Raw genomic sequence first — 20,169 nt, forward strand, 5'->3', positions numbered from 1 at the left:
GTCATTGTATTTTTCGGTTGGACTTGGCAAGAAGTGCTTCCACATCCTCACGTTTGTAATAGCACTTATGCCCGATTTGGATAAAGGGCAGCACGGACGTGTCCCGATAGTGCTGGAGCGTTCGCTTGCTGATGTTCAGTATTCGGCACACGTCCCCATTGTGCAATAGGTCGGGGACTTCGGGTTTCGTGCCAAACTCTACTCTCATACAAAGAGCCAGCTCTTCGATGCTCTTTTTCAGTTCCTCCCAAGCGGAGGTGTCGATGGCGGTAAATCTCATATCAATATCGTTTTAATTGTCATTTTTACGGATCAGCGGAAGATCCGTTTCTTTTTGAGAGGCAGACGTTCAAGGCTTCGGAGATAGGACGAGAGTTTGGGTATAACTCTCTGTTGAAACAGTTCGGATTGTCCTATGCTGCTCCCTATCTGTCTTCTGTCCCGATTTATCAGCCGAAAGCAGAAAAGCTACAGCCAACACCAAGTCTTGAACCAAGCCTTGTTGAAAGCGTGGTGGAAGTTGCCGAAGGGATTGCATCGGGTGTTGGCGGAGTGTTGGACTTCCAAGTCCACGGAGAGGATTATGCCGAGACCGCCTTTCAGCGAAAATTGCGCAACGAAGCCAACAAGAAAAAGAGACGGGGAAGAAGGATGTAGGAAACAAATTCGCCCTTCTCAAAGAAGAAAATCACGAAAGAACGCTCGCTTTCGCTCGCAAATCTGTACCTTTGCAAGTGATAAAAGTGAGCGTTCTTTGGCTATTCAAAACGATGTACCTCAAAGCACTCCGCTCATTTCTAAATCGTTACCTATCTATCCACTACTAAATGGTAACACTCTGCTCCTCAGTAAGATAGTTCGCAGGCAAAAAGTATTGGTGGAAGATTTTTTTAGCTCAGACCTAAAATTTCCCACACCGCGGTGCGGCATTTTCCACCGCGCAACCCGTCTTTCTGCGCCACGGAGCGGACAATGCCCCACGGCGAACGACGCTTTTTGGGGCGGCGCAGGAAGTTTAAGAGAATTTATACCGCTGTTTTCGTCGAAGTTCGTATCTTTGCCCCAATGACCCTCCCCCCCACCCGACTCCTGTCCCTGCTCCTCGCCTGCCTGCCGCTTGCCCTGAGCGCACAGAGCGCACAGAGCGAAATCGACGATCTCCCTTCCGAAAAAAAAGGCGAGACGCCGCCTGCCGTCGCGTTGAGCGTGCAGGTCGGAAAAGCCGCATACAAGGGCGACAGCATCCCACACGTCATCATGCCCACGCTCCACAAATATCCGCCCATGGAATTCAAAAACGAAAAGGAGCGACAACGCTACAACCGCCTCGTGGCCAACATCAAAAAACTCCTGCCGTTGGCAAAAATGGTGAAGATCACCATCATCGAAACCTACGAATATCTCGAAACGCTTCCCTCCAAAGAAGCACGCGACGCACACCTCGACGCCATGGAGCGCGGATTGAAACGAGAATACATGCCCGTGGTCAGCAGAATGTCGCGGTCGCAGGGACGCCTCCTCATCAAACTCATCGACCGCGAGTGCAACCAAACCGGCTACCAAATTGCCAAAGCCTTCATCGGCTCGCTCAAAGCCAATTTCTACCAAGGCGTGGGATTCATCTTCGGACTGAGCCTCAACAAACACTACGACCCCGAGGGCGACGACCGTTTCACCGAGCGCGTCGTCAGAATGGTGGAAAGCGGACAGCTCTGACAACACCCTCCGCTCCGCACCCAACACCGACACTCTACGACGCCCTCCCCACGCACACATCGGACGAACACGCCGCCACGGTCACGCGTCAAACGCCCGACGCCACATTTCGTAACGCCTCCGGTTCCCTCGGCAACGTCCTCCACTCCCTCTGCAACGCCCTCTCCGCCGCCCCAAACGCTCCTTCACGACCGACGACGGCGGCATTTTCCACAAAAACCGGCCTCCAAACCTCGAATTTTCAACCGTTTACTTGGTCGGATAAAAAAGACTTCGTACTTTTGCACACGCTACGCACGATGCGGAGCGTCTTTTAACTCATAATTTATCTATACACAATGTACTTAGATTCTGCTAAGAAGACTGAGATCTTTGGACAGTACGGAAAGTCTAACACGGACACCGGTTCCGCCGAGAGCCAGGTTGCTTTGTTTTCATACCGTATTTCCCACCTGACGGAGCACATGAGAGCCAACCGTAAAGATCATATGACCGAACGCGCTCTCGTAAAACTCGTGGGCAAGCGCCGCGCGCTGCTCAACTATCTCAAAGCTCGCGACATCGAACGCTATCGCGCCATCATCAAGGCTTTGGGACTCCGCAAATAAACCTCGCGACTGCTTTTGCAAGCGATCTCGCAAATCCGCAAAGGGCTGTGTCGAACTCCGAAATACTCGGATCGACACAGCCCTTTTTCTCTCAAACAACACAACACCGAAGACAACCCCAAATCGACAACACACGCCAAACGGCATCATCGGAAATTCCCATTGAACGACATCACCCCAAAAGAAAACCTTACCAAGGGGCATGGTTTGCAAACGTTTTAGTATCTTTGCCTTAGCAAAAACACCCGGATACCGATTCGACAGCCCTCAAAGCAAGCCGTTTTTTTCCGAAGCCATAAAAATTATTTCAGTCTCCCACCATGCCCAACACCTACCACATCCCCGACCTACCTTTCGCACACGATTTGGAAACCAAAGCCGTGCTCAAACAACTCAACGAGGCAAACAAAAAGTTGGCGGAACTGAAAGGCTTGGCCAAGACAATTCCCAACGAAAACATCTTGATCAACTCGCTCTCGCTACAAGAAGCCAAAGAGAGTTCGGAAGTGGAAAACATCGTGACGACCAATGACGAACTCTACAAAGCCGACCTCAATCTGCAAGGCGTTGTGGTCAATGCGTCGACCAAGGAGGTGTTGCGCTATCGCGAAGCACTCAAAGCAGGTTTTGAACGGGTGAGAAAAAACAAAATTCTTTCTCTCAACGACATTATCGGCATCCAATGCGAGTTGGTGGGCAACCGAGCCGGATTTCGTGCCCAACCCGGCACAAAACTGATAGACGGAGAAGGAAAAACCGTCTATATGCCGCCACAAGATCCCCAAGAGGTGCAACGACTGATGAAGGATTTGGAAGCCTACATCAATCGACAGGAATTGCAAGACATTGATCCGCTCATCAAAATGGCCGTTATCCACCACCAGTTTGAAAGCATACACCCTTTCCTCGACGGCAACGGACGCACGGGACGCATCATCGCCATTCTTTATCTCATCATTTCAGATACGCTCGACTTGCCCATTCTCTATCTGAGCCGCTACATCACACGCAATAAGTCGGAATACTATCGACTGATACAACTCGTCAGAGATACCGCCCCCGACAATTTCGCGGCATGGGAGGAATGGGTGATTTTCATGCTCAAAGGGGTGAAAGAAACAGCCGAAGAAACGATAGATCTTGTCGGAAAAATGCAACGGATGATGACCGATTTCAAAAACATCCTGCGACCGGCATTTGGCAGACAATATAAACATGAGTTGCTCAACAATCTTTTCTTTCATCCCTATACCAAGATCGATTTCTTCGAGAGAGAATTGCAAATAGAAAGAAAAACGGCCACTCGCTACTTGGACAGAATTGTGGAATTGGGACTTTTGGAAAAAATCAAGGTGTGGCGCACAAACTATTATATGAACATTCCGCTCATCAACCTCTTCCTCAATCATTCTTCTTCCCAAACGGAACGAACGGAAAGCATCGAATCCGTGACACCACCGCAAGGGTAAAAAAACATCATGTACCCAAAAACGCTGTTTATGGGACATGAGAAAGCGATCATGTACCCAAAAACGCCGTTTATGGGATATGAGAAAGTAATCATGTACCAAAAAACGCTGTTTATGGGACATGAGAAAGCGATCATGTACCAAAAAACGCCGTTTATGGGATATGAGAAAGCGATCATGTACCAAAAAACGCTGTTTATGGGACATGAGAAAGCGATCATGTACCAAAAAACGCCGTTTATGGGACATGATCGTTTTTTCATGGACATCGAAACGTCCGCTTTTCGAGTCCGACGAGGCGAAAGGCGAGGCAGAAATGCCCGAAAACGTATCGTCCGCATCTCGCGGCAACGCAGAAAACACTGCAATGTGCCGACGGGATGCGGACGATAGGTTTGGACTTTTGCGTGGGAAACACCGTTTATTTCTTCACTTTGGCAATGCCGGTGAAGTCGCCAACCATGATTTCTACCCCTTCGGGGCAAAGATACAAAGCTTGTTCGTCCATTTCGCAATCTTCGGGAATGTATAGACGTCGGAGAGCACCACAACTTTCGATGGCATAGTTCTCCAATTTCTTCGTGCCGGGAAGAATAATGATTTCTTCGACAACGCTGTGATTGTAAACAGTGTTTTTCTCCACCTTTTCCATTGCACGAAGCTTCACAGAGCGCATTTGGCTGGGAATGTAGAACAAGCTCGTGAGTTTCTTTTGGAAATCGCGACGATAAACAATGCCATGCTCGCTGCCGAAGTCGGCATTTTGAGGATCGACGAAGACGGCCTCATCAAACGAGCGGTATGCTTTCAGTCCGCAAAAAGATTCGCCCAACGAATGAATGTTACTACCAATATAGATGTGGCGAATGCCGGTAGGGAGAGGTTTGGAGGGATTGAAGCTGCCGATGCGGAAACCTTTGATGCTGTATGGAATAACCAAGATTTCAGTGCCTTTCTTCACTTCTTTGATATTGAGATAAGACTCGTTGTAGTTGTAGACAAAGTTGTCGTCCTCGAAAATATCAATGTTAGCCATCTGAGGCAAGAGATGGGAATAGGCAGCGGTGTTGGAGATGCGCCAAGGCTTCAAATTGTTGGTAGGATCGGCCACATACCATGCATTATTGACATAGGCATAGACCCAAGCATGGCCGCCGATGCCTTTATAGACGCCATTGACGGCCACAGAGGGGATGTTTTGGGTGTAGAGCATGGTGCGCAAGAGATTGGAATAACCTTGACAAATGGCTTTCCGATTCTTGAAAACGGCATAAGAACTGTTGTCGGCGTATTCGTAGCGCACAGTGTTTTTCAGCCATGCGTTGAGCAGTTCGAGCTTTTTGAGGGGCGTATCGGCCGCTTTGACGAGATCGTCTGTGAAAGTTTTGATTTCTTGCAACTGTTCGTCGTTCACGTCGATTTCCTTTCTTTCGAGTCCGCGTTCGGGATTGGCTTTGATGATCAGTTTATTGAAATTGGCAAGCAGATTGCGCGGATTGAGCTCCTGACTTTTATCGGGAGCGGGAAACAGCGAGGCATCATATTCGAGAGCTTTGGGCGATGGCACGAACTGAGCAGTGGCGGCGGCAGGTTGCACGTAATCCTCGGCATTGGAGCAACCGTAGAAGGCAAACGCCGTGACTGCGGCTAAAAGAAACAGATTTTTTTTCATTGTAAGTATTAAAAAGGGTTTAGAATGATTTTATTTTTTCCACGTCCAATTTCCACCGAAAAAGCGTGGTTTTCCCGTGTTTTTTTCCTCTTTTGAGCTAGCCGGCTTCATTTCGGGATAGGCTATGCGCGTGTGATAGATTGTTTTGAGGCTTTCGATGAAAGTAGCCTTCGCCTCGGCGATGTCGCGGAAAGTCAAGGGACATTCTTTGAGATACCCCTCGGCCATTTGGGCATCGACAATGCGATTGACGAGCTTTGAGATGGTTTCTTCGCTGTATTCTTTAAGACTCCTTGATGAGGCTTCGATGGCATCGGCCATCATGAGAATGCCCTGTTCGCGAGTGAAGGGATTTCGGCCGGGATAGATGAAAGCCTCCTTATCCACATTCTCTTCGCCGTGTTTGTTGCAGGCCTGTATGTAGAAATATTTCACGAGTGAGCGACCATGGTGCGTGATGATAAAGTCGCGTATGACTTTTGGGAGATGATGCTTCTCGGCGAGCCGAAGCCCCTCGGTGACGTGCGAAATGATGATTTCGGCCGAGCGTTCCTCGGTCAGTTGATCATGAGGGTTGAGTGCGCCTTGGTTTTCGGTAAAGAAGGCAGGATTGATCATTTTCCCGATGTCGTGATAAAGTGCTCCTGTCCGCACGAGCTGCACCTTGGCATCGATTTTTGCAGCCACTTCGGCAGCCAGATTGCCCACCTGCATCGAATGTACGAAAGTGCCGTGCGCTTCCTTGGCCATGCGGCGTATGAGGGGTGTGTTGATGTTGCTCAGCTCAATGAGCGTGACGCTCGACGTGAAGCCGAACATGCGCTCGATGAGGTAGAGAAAGGGATAAGTGAAGAGCAGGAGCACGCCGTTGAGCCCTATGTGCCAATACCATGCGTTGTCGATGGCGTCGATGGGCGTGCCCTGCGCCAGATCGTAGCAGAAGCCGAAAGCCCATGTGCAGACGGTGATGATGAAGGCGGTGCGGAGGATTTGGGAGCGTTCGGTCAGTTCCTTGATGCAATAAATGGCGGTCAGCCCGACCAACATTTGCGTGATGACGAAACGATAATTGGTGTGGAGCGGTATGGAGGCCAAGGCCACCATGGTGATGTGTGACACAAAGGCCGTGCGCGTGTCCATGAACACCCTCACGATGATCGGCACCATGGCAAAGGGAATGATGTAGACCGTGAAGAACTTATAGGTTACAAGGAGCGACGAGAAAACGGAAAAAATGGTGATGAGCGTGAAGATGAGGTGGATGGCATGGGGCGAGTCGAACAGATCTCTGCGAAACATGTGCAAATATATGATCAAGGCGGCGACGATGGCGACAATCATGCCCAGCTGCCCGATCCACACAAGCACGAGTCCGCTGTTTTCCTCCTTGCGCCGCTCGCTCTCTTGGCGCAGCGAGTCGAGAATGGCGAGCTGATGCCGGCTCACGCGCTCGCCGCGGTCGATGATGCGCTCGCCGGCCAACACCATGCCCGTGTTGAGCGATATGGAGGAGAGTTGCTCCTCGATGTCTTCTTTGGTTTTTACGCTGTCATACACGAGATTGACCGTGAGATAATGGTGCAGATTGAGGTGGGTCATGATTTCGCGCGAGAACTTCTCGTCGTCGATCATGATGTAGTCATAGGCCGTTCGGGGCGAGAAGAGTGCGGCTCGGGGTTTCGCCGTGGCAGCCGTTCCGCTGAGCACGCGCACGCCTTTGGTGTTGCGGTCGGCCATGAGGTTCATCACTTCGAGATCGACCACGCCGGCTTCGTAGACCTCTCCAAGACGGGCAAGGGCATGGCTGACGTAGCTGTGGGGCACGCCGGCAAACCGCCCCTTGGCATGGTCGGCCTTGAAGTTTTTGATTTGCTGCGCGGCAACGGAGCGGTTGAGGTTGAAATAAGGATAAAATCCCTGCAACACGCTGTCGCGCTCGGCTTTGAGCTGTTCGGGCGATTTATAGATCGGAAACTCGTAGGTGGCGATGAGCGAGGGGTAGTGCCAAGGTTGTTCGAGGCTGTAATCATAGCCAAATCCGGCGTCGCGCGGTATGGCGAGCAAGATGCCGATCGCACACACCGCGGCAGACACCACAATGTTGAGCCATGTTTTGAAGTTGGAAGTGATCGCCATGGTCGATGTTTGCAAAGCTGAATGATTTGGGCACAAAGATACGGCATTCTTTTGAAAATGCAAAGCCCTTGCAGGCTGCTTTTGCCATACGCCAAGAGCAGCTCGCCCCATCCCTCCCGCCCTTGCAAGAAGAGCGACCTCTTCGCCTCGGCGGAGCGGACGGCAGGACTAAACTCGAAAAAACGAAAAAACCGACTTTTGTTTTGCTTTTCAAAAAAAATGTTTATATTTGCTTTTGAGTAGACGCCACACCCCTACTCTCCCTCATTTCGTAACGCATAATTCGTACTGCCATGCAAGAACTCCACACTCTCCTCAACGAACATCTCCGCGTCGTCGTTGCCGCCCAAGGGGCTGAAATGCAGTCGCTGACCGACGTGCAAAGCGGACGCGAATATCTGTGGCACGGCGATGCCGAGTTTTGGAACGGCCGTTCGCCGCTGCTCTTTCCCATTGTCGGCGGTATGTGGAACGGCGTGTGTCGCATCGACGGCCGCGAATATCGCATTCCCAAACACGGCTTCGTGCGCCAACGTCAGTGGACGCTCCTCCGCAGCACGCCGACCGCCCTGACTTTTACCCTCGAAAATGCTCCCGAAGAGGCCGCCCTCTTCCCTTGGCCTTATCGGCTCGAAGTAACCTATTCGCTCGACCGGCGCACCCTCCGATCCGACTTTCGCGTTGCCAATCTCTCGAAGACCTCGCCCATGTGGTTTCAGTTTGGCGGCCATCCCGCCCTCCTCATGCCCGACTGGCGGCGCGAGGGACAAGATGTGCAGGGGTATCTGCGCTTCGAGGGACGCCCCATTTCCATGCTCCGCGCCTCCGTGCAAGGCTGCACCGAAGCCGCGCGCGTGCCCATACCTTGGAACGACGACATGGAAACTTCCACTGCCCTCGCCCGTCATCAGCCCGCCAACGCCCTCGTGCCCGTTTGTGTCAAAACCTTTGCCCACGAAGCCCTCATCTTCGACGATCGGCAGGTGTCGGCCGTTCAGGTACTCGATTTGCAGAAGCGGCTCGTGGCGCGCGTTTCCTCGTCGGCTCCGGCTTGGTTGGTGTGGTCGCCACAGGGGAAGCACGCCCCCTTCGTTTGCTGCGAACCGTGGTACGGACTTTGTGACCCACAGGATTTTTCGGGTTCTATTCAAGAACGTCCCTACATTCAGCAGGCCGCACCCGGAGCCACATGGACGGGTTGGTATGCCATTGAGGTGTAGCCACGTCCCGACAACGGCACACGCGCCTCGCTGCCGAAGTTTCCGCCTGCCCGCCGCCGACAAACGCGTGGGAGGCAGAAAATTCTAACTCAGAGGTAGGATTTTCTAACTCAGAGGTAGAAAAACCTACATTGGAGGTAAGAAAAACGACATGAGAACCGAGAAAAACGGGCGTTCCCCGATGAGATGAAGGCATGTGCTTTTTCCTCATCCCTCCCACTACGCTGCAAGCCTTCCTGCATGTTCTATCTATGGGATTGACTACATGAGATACTGTAAAAAGAGTAGATGATACTGTAAAACCGGTAGATGATACTGTAAAACGAAATCCCAAGGAACGGCAAGTTGCGGTCTTGGATATGATGAAAGCAATGCCTACCATATCGGCAAAAGAAATGGCCGACAAGCCGGCTGTGTCATACAGCACGATCAGACGAGATATAAATATACTGATGCAAGAGAAAAAGACCAGACGAGAAGGAGCTGACAAAACGGGGCAGTGGATCGTTTGCCGATGACCGCAAAAGCAAAAGCGTACCCATAGCAACTACTCACCGAAAACAACTCCGCGAGCGAACACACGAAACAATAACCATGCTGTTTCGTGTGTTCGCTCGCGGAGTTGTTTATTCTCTCACCGGAGCTTTTTGTTCGTCCTATGGGGAAATTCACGCCGGGGCGTGAAAGACGTGGCGAAAGATCAGATCGGCCGCGCCGGCATTGTCGGAGATGTAGTTTCCGGCGGCCTTTCCGGCGGCGGCAAGACGTGAGGGATTTTTCAAGAAGTCGTTCATAATCGCGGCGAAGTCATCGGCCGATGCGATGGCCCGGCAACCGCCGTTGGCCAAGAGGTCGTTGGCCTCGCGGAAACGTTCGTGGTTGGGGCCGATGACGACGGGCACGCCGTAGACCGCGGCTTCGGGCACGTTGTGGATGCCTACGCCAAAACCTCCGCCCACATAGGCCACGGAAGCATATCGGTAGATAGAGGAGAGCAGACCGTAGCCGTCGATGAGCAGGCAGTCGTGCGAGGCGACGTTGTCGGGAGTGGCGCGCGAAAGTCGCACGACGGGTCGCTCGATTTTGTGCTCGATGTCTTGCAGATGACGGTCGTCCACGACGTGTGGGGCGATGACGATGCGCAGGTCGGGGTGGCGATTGAAATAGTCGATGATGATTTCTTCGTCGGGCTGCCACGTGCTGCCGGCCACAAGTACGGTGTGGTCTTGGGCAAACTTCTCGACGAGGGGCAGTTCGCGCGCGGCTCGGCGGATGTCGATGACGCGATCGAAGCGTGTGTCGCCGCTCACGGTGACGTTGCCGGAAACGCCGATGCTTTGCAAGAGGGCGGCCGATTCTTCGTTTTGCACAAAGAAGTGGCTGATGCGTCGCAGGCAACGGGCGTAGTTGCGGCCGTACCACCGAAAGAAAATCTGCCGGGGGCGGAAAATGCTGCTCACGCTGTAAACGGGGATGCCGCGGTGGTGAAGCACGTCGATGTAGTTGCGCCAAAACTCATATTTGATGAGAAACACCATTTCCGGCCGCGCGGCTCTGATAAATCTTCGGGCGGCGGTGGGGGTGTCGAAAGGCAGGTAGCAAACGACATCGACATCGGCGTAGGTTTTGCGCACTTCGTAGCCGGAGGGGGAGAAGAAGGTGAGCAGGATTTTTCGGTCGGGCTGCTCGCGACGGAGGCGTTCGATGATCGGCCGCCCTTGTTCAAATTCTCCGAGCGAGGCGGCGTGAAACCACACATAGCGTTCGCCCTCTCTGATTTGGTGGCGGAGTATGCGCCATGTGTCGCGCTGTCCTCGCACCATGAGTCGGGCTTTGGGGTGTCCGAAGAGGGCGAGCAGCTTTACGATGAGGGCGTAGAGATAAATGCCGAAACTATACATGCGTCAGAGGCTGTCGATGGCAAAACGGATGCGGCGCAGCGTTTCCTCCTTGCCGAGAAATGCCGAGAGTTCGTACATGTCGGGGCCTTTGCCTGCGCCGACGAGTGCCACGCGCCATGCGTTCCACGGCTTGGCTCCGGTTTGTTCGCACCATGGGTCGATGAGTGCCTTTTGCGCTTCGGCGGTGAAAGTGGTCAGACTTTCGAGCAGCCGCGCCACTTCGGCCATGGTTTCGGCGGAATCTTCTTTCCAGTTTTTCTTGACGAATTTGTCTTCTTTGTCGAAGGCGGTGGGCGCAACGAAGCAGAAGTCGCACAGCGGCCAAAGATCCCGGATGAAGCTGACGTTGCGCTTTTTGTTTTGTCCGCTTTGGGCATCGACATACTCAATGTTTTTCGTTTTCATCATGTCGATCACGGCCGCCGCGCGTTCGGGCGTGGTGTCGATGCCCTGTGCGGCGAGCAGTCGGACAAAGTCCGGTGCCAATTCTGCGGCAGGTGTGGCGAGCAGGTATTCGCGGTTGAACCACCAGCCCTTGACGTAGTCGAATTTCGCTCCTGCCTTGGAGCATTTGGCGAGGTCGAATTTGCGAATAAGTTCGTCCATGGACATCAGTTCGACGTCGTCGCCGGGATTCCAGCCCAGCAGAGCGAGAAAATTGATCACTGCCTGCGGCAGGTAGCCGCTTTCGCGATAGCCGCTGCTCACGGTGCCGTCTTCGCCTTTCCATTCGAGCGGAAAGACGGGGAAGCCCAATTTGTCGCCGTCGCGTTTGGAGAGTTTCCCGTTGCCGGTGGGTTTGAGCAGGAGGGGCAGGTGGGCAAATCGGGGCATGGTCTGCTCCCAGCCGAGGGCACGGTAGAGCAACACGTGGAGCGGTGCGGAGGGCAGCCACTCTTCGCCGCGGATGACGTGGGAAATCTCCATCAGGTGGTCGTCCACGATGTTGGCCAAATGATAGGTGGGGAGTCCGTCTGCGCTTTTATAAAGCACTTTGTCGTCGAGGATGGTGGAATTGATCACCACGTCGCCGCGGATCAGGTCGTCCACGTGTACTTCTTCTCCGGGTTCTATTTTGAAGCGCACCACATATTGGTCGCCGCGATTGAGGCGCGTTTCGACTTCTTCGGCGGTGAGGGTGAGCGAGTTGCTCATCGTGCCGCGCGTGGTGGCGTCATACTGGAAGTTGGCCGTGGTTTCGCGTCGCGCGTTGAGCTCTTCGGGGGTATCGAAGGCGATGTAGGCTTTGCCCTCTTTGAGGAGGATGTCTACATATTTCTTATAGATGTCGCGCCGTTCACTCTGCCGGTAGGGGCCTTTGTCGCCGCCGAAACTCACGCCTTCGTCAAACTCGATGCCGAGCCATTTGAACGACTCGATGATGTATTCCTCGGCTCCGGGAACAAAGCGGTTGGAGTCGGTGTCTTCGATGCGAAACACGAAGTCGCCGCCGTGTTGTCGGGCGAAGAGATAATTGTAGAGCGCGGTGCGTACGCCGCCGATGTGGAGGGGACCTGTGGGCGAGGGGGCAAAACGCACGCGTACTTTTCTGTCGGACATGATGATGGAAGTTTAGTTGCCGATATGCTGAATCTTACGGGTCTGTCTGCGGAAGAATGCCGCGAAGACCTCTTTTCGATCTGCAAAAATACATGATAAAGGACGAAACGCAAAATTTTCCGTCCCTTATTGCCGCATCACGACCGCAAGAAAGGTTCTAAGAGTGCTCTGCGCGCCCCATGCTCCGAAGAGCGAGGCGAAAGGCGAGGGGCGAAAAACTTCGGCATTTTGATTGGGCTATTCAAGGTAAATGCTTAAATTCGCGACGTGAAATTTCGTTATTCTCTTTTTCTGTGCCTGTGGTGCTTCGTGTCGCTTCTCCCCATGCGGCTGCACTATTTTTTTGCCGACGTGCTGATTTTTCCGTTCGTGTTTCACGTTTTGAAATATCGCCGCCGGCTGGTGCGCCAAAACCTTGCGCTCTGTTTTCCCGAACGAAGCGAAGAGGAGCGTGCGCGCATCGAGCGCGATTTCTACCGTTGGTTTGCCGACTACATTGTCGAGACAATCAAGGAGATGTCGATGTCGCGCAAGGAGATGATGCGCCGCATCACCTTTGAGGGCATCGAAGAAGCCGAGGCCGAAATGGAGCGCGAGGGCAGGTCGTTTGCGTTTCTCTATCTCGGCCATTTCTGCAACTGGGAGTGGGTGGCCTCTCTGCCCTATTGGAGCCGCACGGACACGGTGTTCGGCCAAATCTACCACCCTCTCCACAGCGAAATCATCGACCGCCTCTTTTTGCGCATGCGCGGCCGTTTCGGCGCGCTCAACATTCCGATGAAAGACACGCTGCGCACCATAATGTCGCTCAAACGCGAAGGCAAAAAAGCCATGATCGGTTTCATTTCCGACCAGTCGCCCAAGTGGGAGGCGATGCACTTTTGGACGACGTTTCTGCGTCGCGAGACATCGTTTTTCACCGGCGCGGAGAAAATCGGGCGCAAGGTGGGGGCGAGTTTCTATTACGCCGACATCACACGCCCCCGGCGCGGCCACTATCATTGTGTGGTGCGGCGTTTGGAGGTCGATGAGAACGGCGGCCGCCATGCCGTGACCGAGGCCTACGTCCGTGCCATGGAGCGCAGCATCTGTGCTTCGCCGCATCTGTGGCTGTGGACGCACAACCGCTGGAAGCGCACGCGCGAAGACTGGGAGCGGTTCATGGAAGCCCACGCCCCCGGCCGCATGCGCGGCGGCAGAAAAAAAAGTCGCGCCACCGCTTCCAAACCATAGTCCGAACCACTCTCCCCGACGGGGAAGCCACTTATTTTTCACGCCCATGCGCATCAGCATCATCACCATCAACCACAACAACCGCGAGGGGCTCGGCCGCACGCTCGACTCCGTGTTTGCCCAAACGCGCCGCCCCGACGAATACATCGTCATCGACGGCGGATCGACCGACGGCGGCCGCGCGCTCATCGAGAGCGTTTCCCACCGCCTGACCTACTGGGTGAGCGAGCCCGACGGCGGCATCTATCCGGCCATGAACAAGGGCGTTCGCGCCGCGACGGGCGATTATGCCCTTTTTCTCAACTCCGGCGACGTGCTTTCGGCTCCCGACGTGTTGGAGCGTGTGGCGCCGTTGTTGGAGAGCGGCAAGGATTTCTACATCGGCGGCCTGCTCCACGCCGCACGGCCGGGCGGACGCATCGACGCCCCTCGCAGTCCGGGCGCACACTTCATGGCGTGCAACACGCTCTCGCACCAAGCCGCCTTCATCCGTCTCGACCTGCTCCGTCGCCGTCCCTATCGCGAGGATCTGCGCATCATGGGCGATTGGGAACAGATGTTTTACGAGCTCATCATGCGCAATGCCTCCTACGAGCGCATGGAGGTGACGGTGGCACGCTTCGACACGACGGGCATCTCGTCGTGGGCAAGTTCGGAGGCCACCCGCGAACGCGAGGTATGCCTTGTGTTGGAGGAGCATTTGGGGCAGCGACTGACGGAGGCCGTGAAAGGCCGTTCGCGAACGGAGCAGAAAATGCTCTACGCCCTCGACAAGGACGCCCCTTGGGAGCGCAACTTCAAAATTCTGCGCAACGCGCTCAAACTCTGTCTGCAAACGCTGCTCGGAAAAGCGCGGCGATAGCTCCGTCCCTTCTGCCCGAAACGCCTCCGCCCCCTCTTCAAAATCGCTTTGGAGAGGGGGCGGAGGCGTTGTGCGAGGAAGTGTCCGGTCAAGCCGACGGCCGGACGAGGCGGCGCACTATTTCGGCGGCGGCTTCGGCTGAAAACTTTCGGGCAAACATCAGTTCGCACCGCATCAGTTCGTCGATGTCTTTCACCTGCCACACGTAGGGATTTCCCCGTTGCCAGTCGATGCGGCGCAGACTGCCGCGCTCGGGGTCGTCGGTGTCGTGGAGGGCGGCACGAAAGGGCGAATGCCACACGAGCGTCTGCTTGTAAATCTCATCGGGGCAGAGGGTGTGGCGAAAGATGCGGCGCACGCAGGCTCGGTGTTCGAGCAAATGGGTGCAGAAGCCGTGGGTGATGCTGCACCAGTTGAAGCCCTTTTGAAAGTCGATGATGTGCCGCCGTCGGTAGCGCGCCATTTTTTGCACCGAGAGGGCGATGTTGCGAAGGGGGGCGGTGAAGCGGTGTCGCCAGCGGTGAGGTCGGCGTTTGAAGTAGCGGGTGAAGAAATAGCGTCGCGATATTTTGCGTTGCAGGTCGCGGCGGTGGTGTTCGTCGTTCCAAAACCCGATGAACTCGCGCCCGCCGCAGGTGGAGAAGAAAGCGTGGAGTTCGTCCATGGTTTTGATGGGCAGATCCACTCCCGACAGGAGGTGGTAGTAGGCATAGGTGCCGCGTCGGTGTGCGGCTTCAAAACATCGGAGTTCGGTTTCCACCTGCGACAAGTCGCCCCACCCCACCTCGGCCGACGGCTCGACGCGAAAGAGGCGTGCGTGTTCGAGCCGCAGGTCGGCCACGGCCTTGTTGAGGTCGGCGGCGCGGCGGTCGATGTGCAGAAAGATGTCGTTGCGCTCGTCGTCGAGCAGTCGAAGCAGGGCGAGGAGCACCTCCGGCTCTTGGTGAGCCATGATGAGAAACGCGTGTTTCATGGGTGTGAGGGGCAAAAAAGGGAGTGGGTCGTGTCGGTCGGGCGGTCTATTCGGCACAATGCTCCGCCCAAAAGTCGCGAAAACGGTTGTCGGTGCGAATGCCGCCGCAAGCTCTCAGGGCGTCGTGCAGGTGGGTGCCGACGACGCGGTCGTATTCCGCTTCGAGGCGTCCCTCTTTGTAGAGGGCATAGAAGTATCGCCAGTGTCGTCCGCCGTGTTTGCCGGGATTTCGCTCCAACTCGCGGCCGCCGTTGATCATCTTTCGGATAAATGCGTCTTTGCCGCGCAGGTTGAAATGATAGACCTTGACGTCGCTGTCTTTTTGGATTTTGGGCAGCATCTTCACCTTGTGGTTGCCCATGGAGATTTGGAGGTATCCGTCGGCTCGGTGCATCACCTTGTGAGGGTGCGGGCCGTAGATGCCATAGGGGGAGAGTCCCATTTCGGCGCGCCGCTCCACCTCGTGCGTCGTTTCGTTCCATTCGCACAAGGGTTTGTTTTCTTGGGGCAGCATGCCGACCACTTCGCAGCGCAACACGTTGGCACGGGTGTCGGCGACTTCGTTTTTGAGCGAGCCGGAGGGGGCATACCAAAACTCGTCGGCGTCGGCGTTGATAATCCAGTCGGCGGCAAACCGCTCTTTGGCCATCATCACCATGCGATCCACCCACCGGCGTTGGCGGTAGTCGCGTCCCGGTTCGTCGATGACGGCCAGCACCCAGCCCCGCCTCACGTAGCGGTCGATGATGGCGCGCGTGCCGTCGGTCGAATTGTTGTCGGTGATGATGAAGCCGTCCACGCCCATGGCTTTGTGGAAACGCAGGTTCATGTCGAGCAACTGCTCTTCGTTTTTCACGAGCAGCGTCATGATGATGCGCGGCGCGGTCGTGGGGCGCAGCGTAGCGGGAAGTGCGGCAATGGCATTGAGAATTTTTCGGAGCATGGCGGAGGTTTAGGAAATGTCTACTTTCGTCCACGTTTCGGGCAGGATGGAGGTATCTTCGCTTTGCCGCGTCCACCGACAGGGCGCGATCACCACCTTTTCGGAATGCTGCGAGAGCCACGCTCCCCACCACGAGAAGGTGCTGTTGCTGATGATGTGATGCCGGCAGCGGCTCATGAGCATCATGTCCTGCCAGCTGTCCGATCCGGTGTTCCAATCAACGCAGACGGCATTCGGCAGAGGGAGGTGCGTGCGCACCCATTCGGGGTCGTCGGAAAAGACATAGTAGTGCGGATCATCGACACGGAGGGCAATGGCGCGGAGGGCGTTTTCAAAATAAGTTTCGGTGCAGATGCCGCCCATCGAGGCATAGTGGCGGGGCAAGAGATAGTCGCCGCGACGCACGTGTACGGACACGGCCGAGGCGTCGGCGTCGATGCGCGCGGCCAGTGTGGCCGAACGGGCATTGGCGCGGCTCATGTCGAAGGTGAAAGCGCGGCGCACTTCGGAGCGGATGTCGGCAAAATATTTCTCGTTCTGATAGAAGCCTTTGAAATAAACGAACGGCCACAGACTGCTCTCACGATAGGGGCGCAGCGATCCGCCCTGCTTGCGTTCGAGCACGGTGCGAAAAAACAGAAACTCCAACACCTTCTTCACCCGACGGGGAAGCAGGAACTCCGTTTTCGGCAGACCGAACACGCGGCGCATCTCGTAGCCGTTGTGCGCACGATAGTGCATCATGTCGGAGAGGTCGATGCGCGTGTCGGGAAAGTCTTTTTTCATCCGCAGGTAGAGCGCGTAGATAAACATCTGGTTGCCCAGCCCTCCGGTCATTTTGATCAGTCGCATAGCAGCTAAGGGGGTGTTGAAAATAAAACAAGGCTTCTTCGCAGGTCGTTGATTTCGCTTTGACATCGTCAATCTACTCTCAACACCTACCGATGAAATTTCAACGTACAAATATAGTGCTTTCCGCCGTAAAGACGACAACCTGCCGTCGGAAATCGAGAAAAAGTTGTACATTTGCACGGCAGGCACTGCCCTGTGCAAGCGTTTCCGCCCGGAGCTTTCGCCTCATCGCGCCCCGGCTCTGCCACCGTCCGAGGCCGCCCTTCGGGCAACGCCCCGGCCTTTCCCTCTCATTTTTCCGCATCATGACCCTCTCCCCTCCGCCGCTGATCACCATTGTCACCGTTTGCCGCAACGCCGCCGCCGTGCTCGAAGACACCCTCCGCTCCGTGCTCTCGCAAGACTACACCCCGCTGGAATATCGCCTCGTCGACGGGGCTTCCACCGACAAGACGGCCTCCATGCTTTGCCACTACGCCCCACGCTTCGCCGAGCGGGGCATCGACTTCCGGTTTTCGAGCGAGCCCGACGGCGGCATCTACGACGCCATGAACAAAGGGGCGGCCGACGCACGTGGCGAATGGGTGTGTTTCATGAATGCCGGCGACACCTTTGCCGCCCCCGACGTGTTGAGCCGCCTCTTCAAATCGCCTCCCTCGGAGGACTGCGGTGTGGTCTACGGCAAGGTGGTGTTAAGAAAAGACTTCGGACAAGTCGAAATCGCTCCCAAACCGCTCGCCACGCTGGCCGAGAAAATGCCCTTCTGCCACCAGTCGGCCTTGGTGCGCACCGCCCTGCTGCGCAACCGCCCCTTCGACGTGCGCTTCCGCCTCGCCGCCGACTACGACTTCTTTCGCCATTTGTGGCAACAAGGCGTGGGCTTCGACTATCGCGACATGCCCGTTGCCGTCTTTGAGGCCGAAACGGGGGTGTCGTCGAGCCAACGGCTGCGCGTCAATCGGGAGCGCGCCCTCATACGGGGCGTGGAGCACACCGCGGCATGGCGCATCAACTACCTCCTCAAATGCCTCGAAGAAGGCGTCAAGGCCATTGCCCGACGACTTGCCCCCGACACGCTGTTGCGACACCTGCGCGCCGCCAACTACCGCCGTATGAGCCGGGGACGGACGGCAGCCGCACACACCACACCGCCCGACACGCTCCAATCACCGCAACCGACGGCGCACCCACAGCGGAAAGACGGCCGCGAGCTTTCGGAAAACAACGGACTCTGAACCTCAAAAAACTACCTCAGAGGTAGAAAATTCTGCACCGCGGTGCAGAAAATTTTAGCTCAGAGCTAAAAAAACCGGCCTCCCACTCTCTTGCAACGCACGACCGACCGGCCGATGCCGCACCGCACACACCGTCGCCCGACACTCCCCAAAACACCGCCGCTGCGAACACCCGAAAAAAACACAACCCGCGAAGCGATGAAAAAATAAATGTCCTTTACGACGACAACGAAAAGGACTTTTCCTTTTTTTTTAGTAACTTTGCCTCTCCGCACGCCCCAAGCTCCTGCCGACGGCGATTTCGCCTCCTCGCGTGCGCTTTTCTCTGTCTGCGTCCGATCGCCACACGGCCGGTCGGACTGTTTTGCCCCTCACCTCTCAACAGTCGATCTATGCACGAAAACTGGAAAATTTGCCTGCAAAAATTGCAGAATTTGGTATCGCCCACAGTCTACGACACTTGGGCGAAACCCCTGCACCCTCTTGCTTTGAAGGAGGATATGCTGATCTTGGGCGTGCCGAGCAAGACGTATGTAAATCTGATGGGCGAGGCCATGGGGCGCGAACTGGTCATGGCCGTCAAGGCCACCTATGGCCAAGGGGTGAGGCTGAACTGGCGGATCCTGCAAAGCGACGACCCCAACGCCAACTCCGGAAAAGCCACCACCGGCAACCCACCCGAACGGCAAGCCGTCGTGTCGGCCTACTCGCCGCAGCAATCCAACGCCGTCGCCCCCTTGGAATCGTTTCTCAACCCCGGATATGACTTCCGCAACTTCTGCGAGGGGAAAAGCAACCAAGTGGCCACGACGATTGCCAAGTCGATCGCCGAAAACCCCGACCAAACCACCTTCAACCCCTTCTTTCTCTTCGGCGCTTCGGGCGTGGGAAAAACACACTTGGTCAATGCCGTCGGACTGGCCGTGAAAGAGAAGTTTCCGACGCGGCGCGTGTTGCTCGTGTCGGCCGCCGTCTTTCGCACCCAATACACCGAGTCGGTCGTAAAAAACAAACTCAACGACTTTCTCCACTTCTACCAAAGCATAGACGTGTTGATCATCGACGATTTCCAAGAAATACAAACGCCGAAAACACAACAGGTGTTCTATCACATCTTCAACCACCTGCACGCCATCAACCGAAAAATCCTCATCACCTGCGACCGATCGCCCGCAGAATTTGAGGGGCTGGAAGAGCGCATACTCACACGGCTCAAATGGGGCGTGACGGTAGAAATGGAACGCCCCGACATCGCTCTGCGACGGGACATCCTCACTTCCAAACTGAGAAGGGAAAACATCGAGTTTCCCGAAGAAGTCGTGCAATACATCACCGAAAACGTATCCGACAGCGTGCGCGAACTGCAAGGCACGATCAACTCCATGATCGCCTTTTCGCTCACCGACTCCTGCGCCATCGACCTCGACTTGGCACGCAGAGTGGTGGCCAGACTGGTCAATCAAGTGCGCAAGGAGTTCACCATCGACCTCCTCATGGCAGCCGTGTGTCGGCACTGCAAGGTAAAACCGGCCGAAGTGACAGGAAAAAGTCGCAAAAAAAACATTGTCGAAGCGCGACAACTGGTAATCTATCTGGCTACGAAATACACCGACTGTTCCCTCTCACGCATCGGGCGCGAAATGGGAGGACGCGACCACTCCACCGTCGCACACTCACGCTCAAAACTCGAACACCGACTGAGTACCGACAAGGTTTTTCGACGAGAAATAGAAGAATTCGAGGCCGGATTGAAGAAAAAATGACGGCCGATGCAGCCGACAACCAATCT

The 20,169-nt window shown here is 55.3% G+C and carries 18 protein-coding genes and 1 pseudogene; 11 read left to right on the forward strand and 8 right to left on the reverse strand.

Annotated elements, in window-relative coordinates; genetic code table 11:
• Position 1: 1 nt before the first annotated feature.
• Positions 2-280 (reverse strand): helix-turn-helix domain-containing protein, encoded by a 279-nt coding sequence (locus EII14_RS02725; RefSeq protein WP_124931037.1) that lies wholly within the window; start codon positions 278-280, stop codon positions 2-4.
• Positions 281-408: 128 nt separating this feature from the next.
• On the opposite strand from EII14_RS02725, the gene EII14_RS02730 reads away from it, so the two are divergent.
• From EII14_RS02730 to EII14_RS02755, 5 genes are all read left to right on the forward strand, one after another.
• Positions 409-657: a hypothetical protein gene (locus tag EII14_RS02730; RefSeq protein ID WP_233569353.1), complete on the forward strand. Its 249-nt coding sequence runs from the start codon at positions 409-411 to the stop codon at positions 655-657.
• 315 nt (positions 658-972) lie between these two features.
• The gene (locus EII14_RS02740; RefSeq protein ID WP_233569354.1) at positions 973-1,716 is read left to right on the forward strand and encodes a DUF4294 domain-containing protein; all 744 of its coding nucleotides are present in this window, start codon (positions 973-975) and stop codon (positions 1,714-1,716) included.
• A 338-nt stretch (positions 1,717-2,054) separates the two neighbouring features.
• Positions 2,055-2,324: a 30S ribosomal protein S15 gene (gene rpsO, locus EII14_RS02745; protein ID WP_124931040.1), complete on the forward strand. Its 270-nt coding sequence runs from the start codon at positions 2,055-2,057 to the stop codon at positions 2,322-2,324.
• Positions 2,325-2,644: 320 nt separating this feature from the next.
• Entirely contained in the window at positions 2,645-3,793 is a 1,149-nt protein-coding gene (locus tag EII14_RS02750; RefSeq protein WP_124931041.1) for a Fic family protein, read from the forward strand.
• A 9-nt stretch (positions 3,794-3,802) separates the two neighbouring features.
• Positions 3,803-4,186, forward strand: coding sequence for a hypothetical protein (locus EII14_RS02755; RefSeq protein ID WP_124931042.1), 384 nt, complete (start codon positions 3,803-3,805; stop codon positions 4,184-4,186).
• Positions 4,187-4,214: 28 nt separating this feature from the next.
• On the opposite strand, the gene EII14_RS02760 is transcribed toward EII14_RS02755, so the two are convergent.
• Both EII14_RS02760 and EII14_RS02765 read right to left on the reverse strand, forming a co-directional pair.
• Positions 4,215-5,465 (reverse strand): transglutaminase-like domain-containing protein, encoded by a 1,251-nt coding sequence (locus EII14_RS02760; RefSeq protein ID WP_124931043.1) that lies wholly within the window; start codon positions 5,463-5,465, stop codon positions 4,215-4,217.
• A gap of 30 nt (positions 5,466-5,495) precedes the next feature.
• Complete coding sequence (locus EII14_RS02765) at positions 5,496-7,601, reverse strand: HD family phosphohydrolase (RefSeq protein WP_158608298.1); 2,106 nt, start codon at positions 7,599-7,601, stop codon at positions 5,496-5,498.
• 293 nt (positions 7,602-7,894) lie between these two features.
• Between EII14_RS02765 and EII14_RS02770 the strand changes: the two genes are divergently transcribed.
• Together EII14_RS02770 and EII14_RS09650 are read left to right on the forward strand one after the other, a co-directional pair.
• On the forward strand, positions 7,895-8,821 hold the full coding sequence (locus EII14_RS02770) for a hypothetical protein (protein WP_124931045.1): 927 nt from the start codon (positions 7,895-7,897) through the stop codon (positions 8,819-8,821).
• A gap of 350 nt (positions 8,822-9,171) precedes the next feature.
• Positions 9,172-9,339, forward strand: a pseudogene (locus tag EII14_RS09650) (HTH domain-containing protein); the annotation flags it as partial.
• Between the two features lie 150 nt (positions 9,340-9,489).
• Here the strand turns inward: EII14_RS09650 and EII14_RS02780 are convergent.
• Both EII14_RS02780 and gltX read right to left on the reverse strand, forming a co-directional pair.
• A complete protein-coding gene (locus EII14_RS02780) occupies positions 9,490-10,722 on the reverse strand; it encodes a 3-deoxy-D-manno-octulosonic acid transferase (RefSeq protein WP_124931047.1) in 1,233 nt (410 codons plus the stop codon).
• A 3-nt stretch (positions 10,723-10,725) separates the two neighbouring features.
• Positions 10,726-12,282: a glutamate--tRNA ligase gene (gene gltX / locus EII14_RS02785; protein WP_124931048.1), complete on the reverse strand. Its 1,557-nt coding sequence runs from the start codon at positions 12,280-12,282 to the stop codon at positions 10,726-10,728.
• Positions 12,283-12,549: 267 nt separating this feature from the next.
• Between gltX and EII14_RS02790 the strand changes: the two genes are divergently transcribed.
• Both EII14_RS02790 and EII14_RS02795 read left to right on the forward strand, forming a co-directional pair.
• Positions 12,550-13,515 (forward strand): lysophospholipid acyltransferase family protein, encoded by a 966-nt coding sequence (locus EII14_RS02790; RefSeq protein ID WP_255422081.1) that lies wholly within the window; start codon positions 12,550-12,552, stop codon positions 13,513-13,515.
• 46 nt (positions 13,516-13,561) lie between these two features.
• Complete coding sequence (locus EII14_RS02795; RefSeq protein WP_124931049.1) at positions 13,562-14,377, forward strand: glycosyltransferase family 2 protein; 816 nt, start codon at positions 13,562-13,564, stop codon at positions 14,375-14,377.
• 88 nt (positions 14,378-14,465) lie between these two features.
• On the opposite strand, the gene EII14_RS02800 is transcribed toward EII14_RS02795, so the two are convergent.
• The 3 genes from EII14_RS02800 to EII14_RS02810 are packed head-to-tail and all read right to left on the reverse strand — an operon-like array spanning position 14,466 to position 17,145.
• Positions 14,466-15,350 carry a beta-1,6-N-acetylglucosaminyltransferase gene (locus EII14_RS02800; protein WP_124931050.1) on the reverse strand — a complete coding sequence of 295 codons (885 nt, stop codon included), beginning with the start codon at positions 15,348-15,350 and terminating at the stop codon, positions 14,466-14,468.
• Positions 15,351-15,396: 46 nt separating this feature from the next.
• Positions 15,397-16,293 (reverse strand): glycosyltransferase family 2 protein, encoded by an 897-nt coding sequence (locus EII14_RS02805; RefSeq protein WP_233569355.1) that lies wholly within the window; start codon positions 16,291-16,293, stop codon positions 15,397-15,399.
• Between the two features lie 9 nt (positions 16,294-16,302).
• Positions 16,303-17,145 (reverse strand): alpha-1,2-fucosyltransferase, encoded by an 843-nt coding sequence (locus tag EII14_RS02810; RefSeq protein ID WP_124931051.1) that lies wholly within the window; start codon positions 17,143-17,145, stop codon positions 16,303-16,305.
• Positions 17,146-17,450: 305 nt separating this feature from the next.
• On the opposite strand from EII14_RS02810, the gene EII14_RS02815 reads away from it, so the two are divergent.
• The gene (locus tag EII14_RS02815) at positions 17,451-18,380 is read left to right on the forward strand and encodes a glycosyltransferase family 2 protein (protein ID WP_158608299.1); all 930 of its coding nucleotides are present in this window, start codon (positions 17,451-17,453) and stop codon (positions 18,378-18,380) included.
• Between the two features lie 392 nt (positions 18,381-18,772).
• On the forward strand, positions 18,773-20,143 hold the full coding sequence (gene dnaA, locus EII14_RS02820; protein ID WP_124931053.1) for a chromosomal replication initiator protein DnaA: 1,371 nt from the start codon (positions 18,773-18,775) through the stop codon (positions 20,141-20,143).
• Positions 20,144-20,169 lie beyond the last annotated feature (26 nt).

The organism is Alloprevotella sp. OH1205_COT-284 (assembly GCF_003859795.1).
Lineage (GTDB): Bacteria > Bacteroidota > Bacteroidia > Bacteroidales > Bacteroidaceae > Alloprevotella.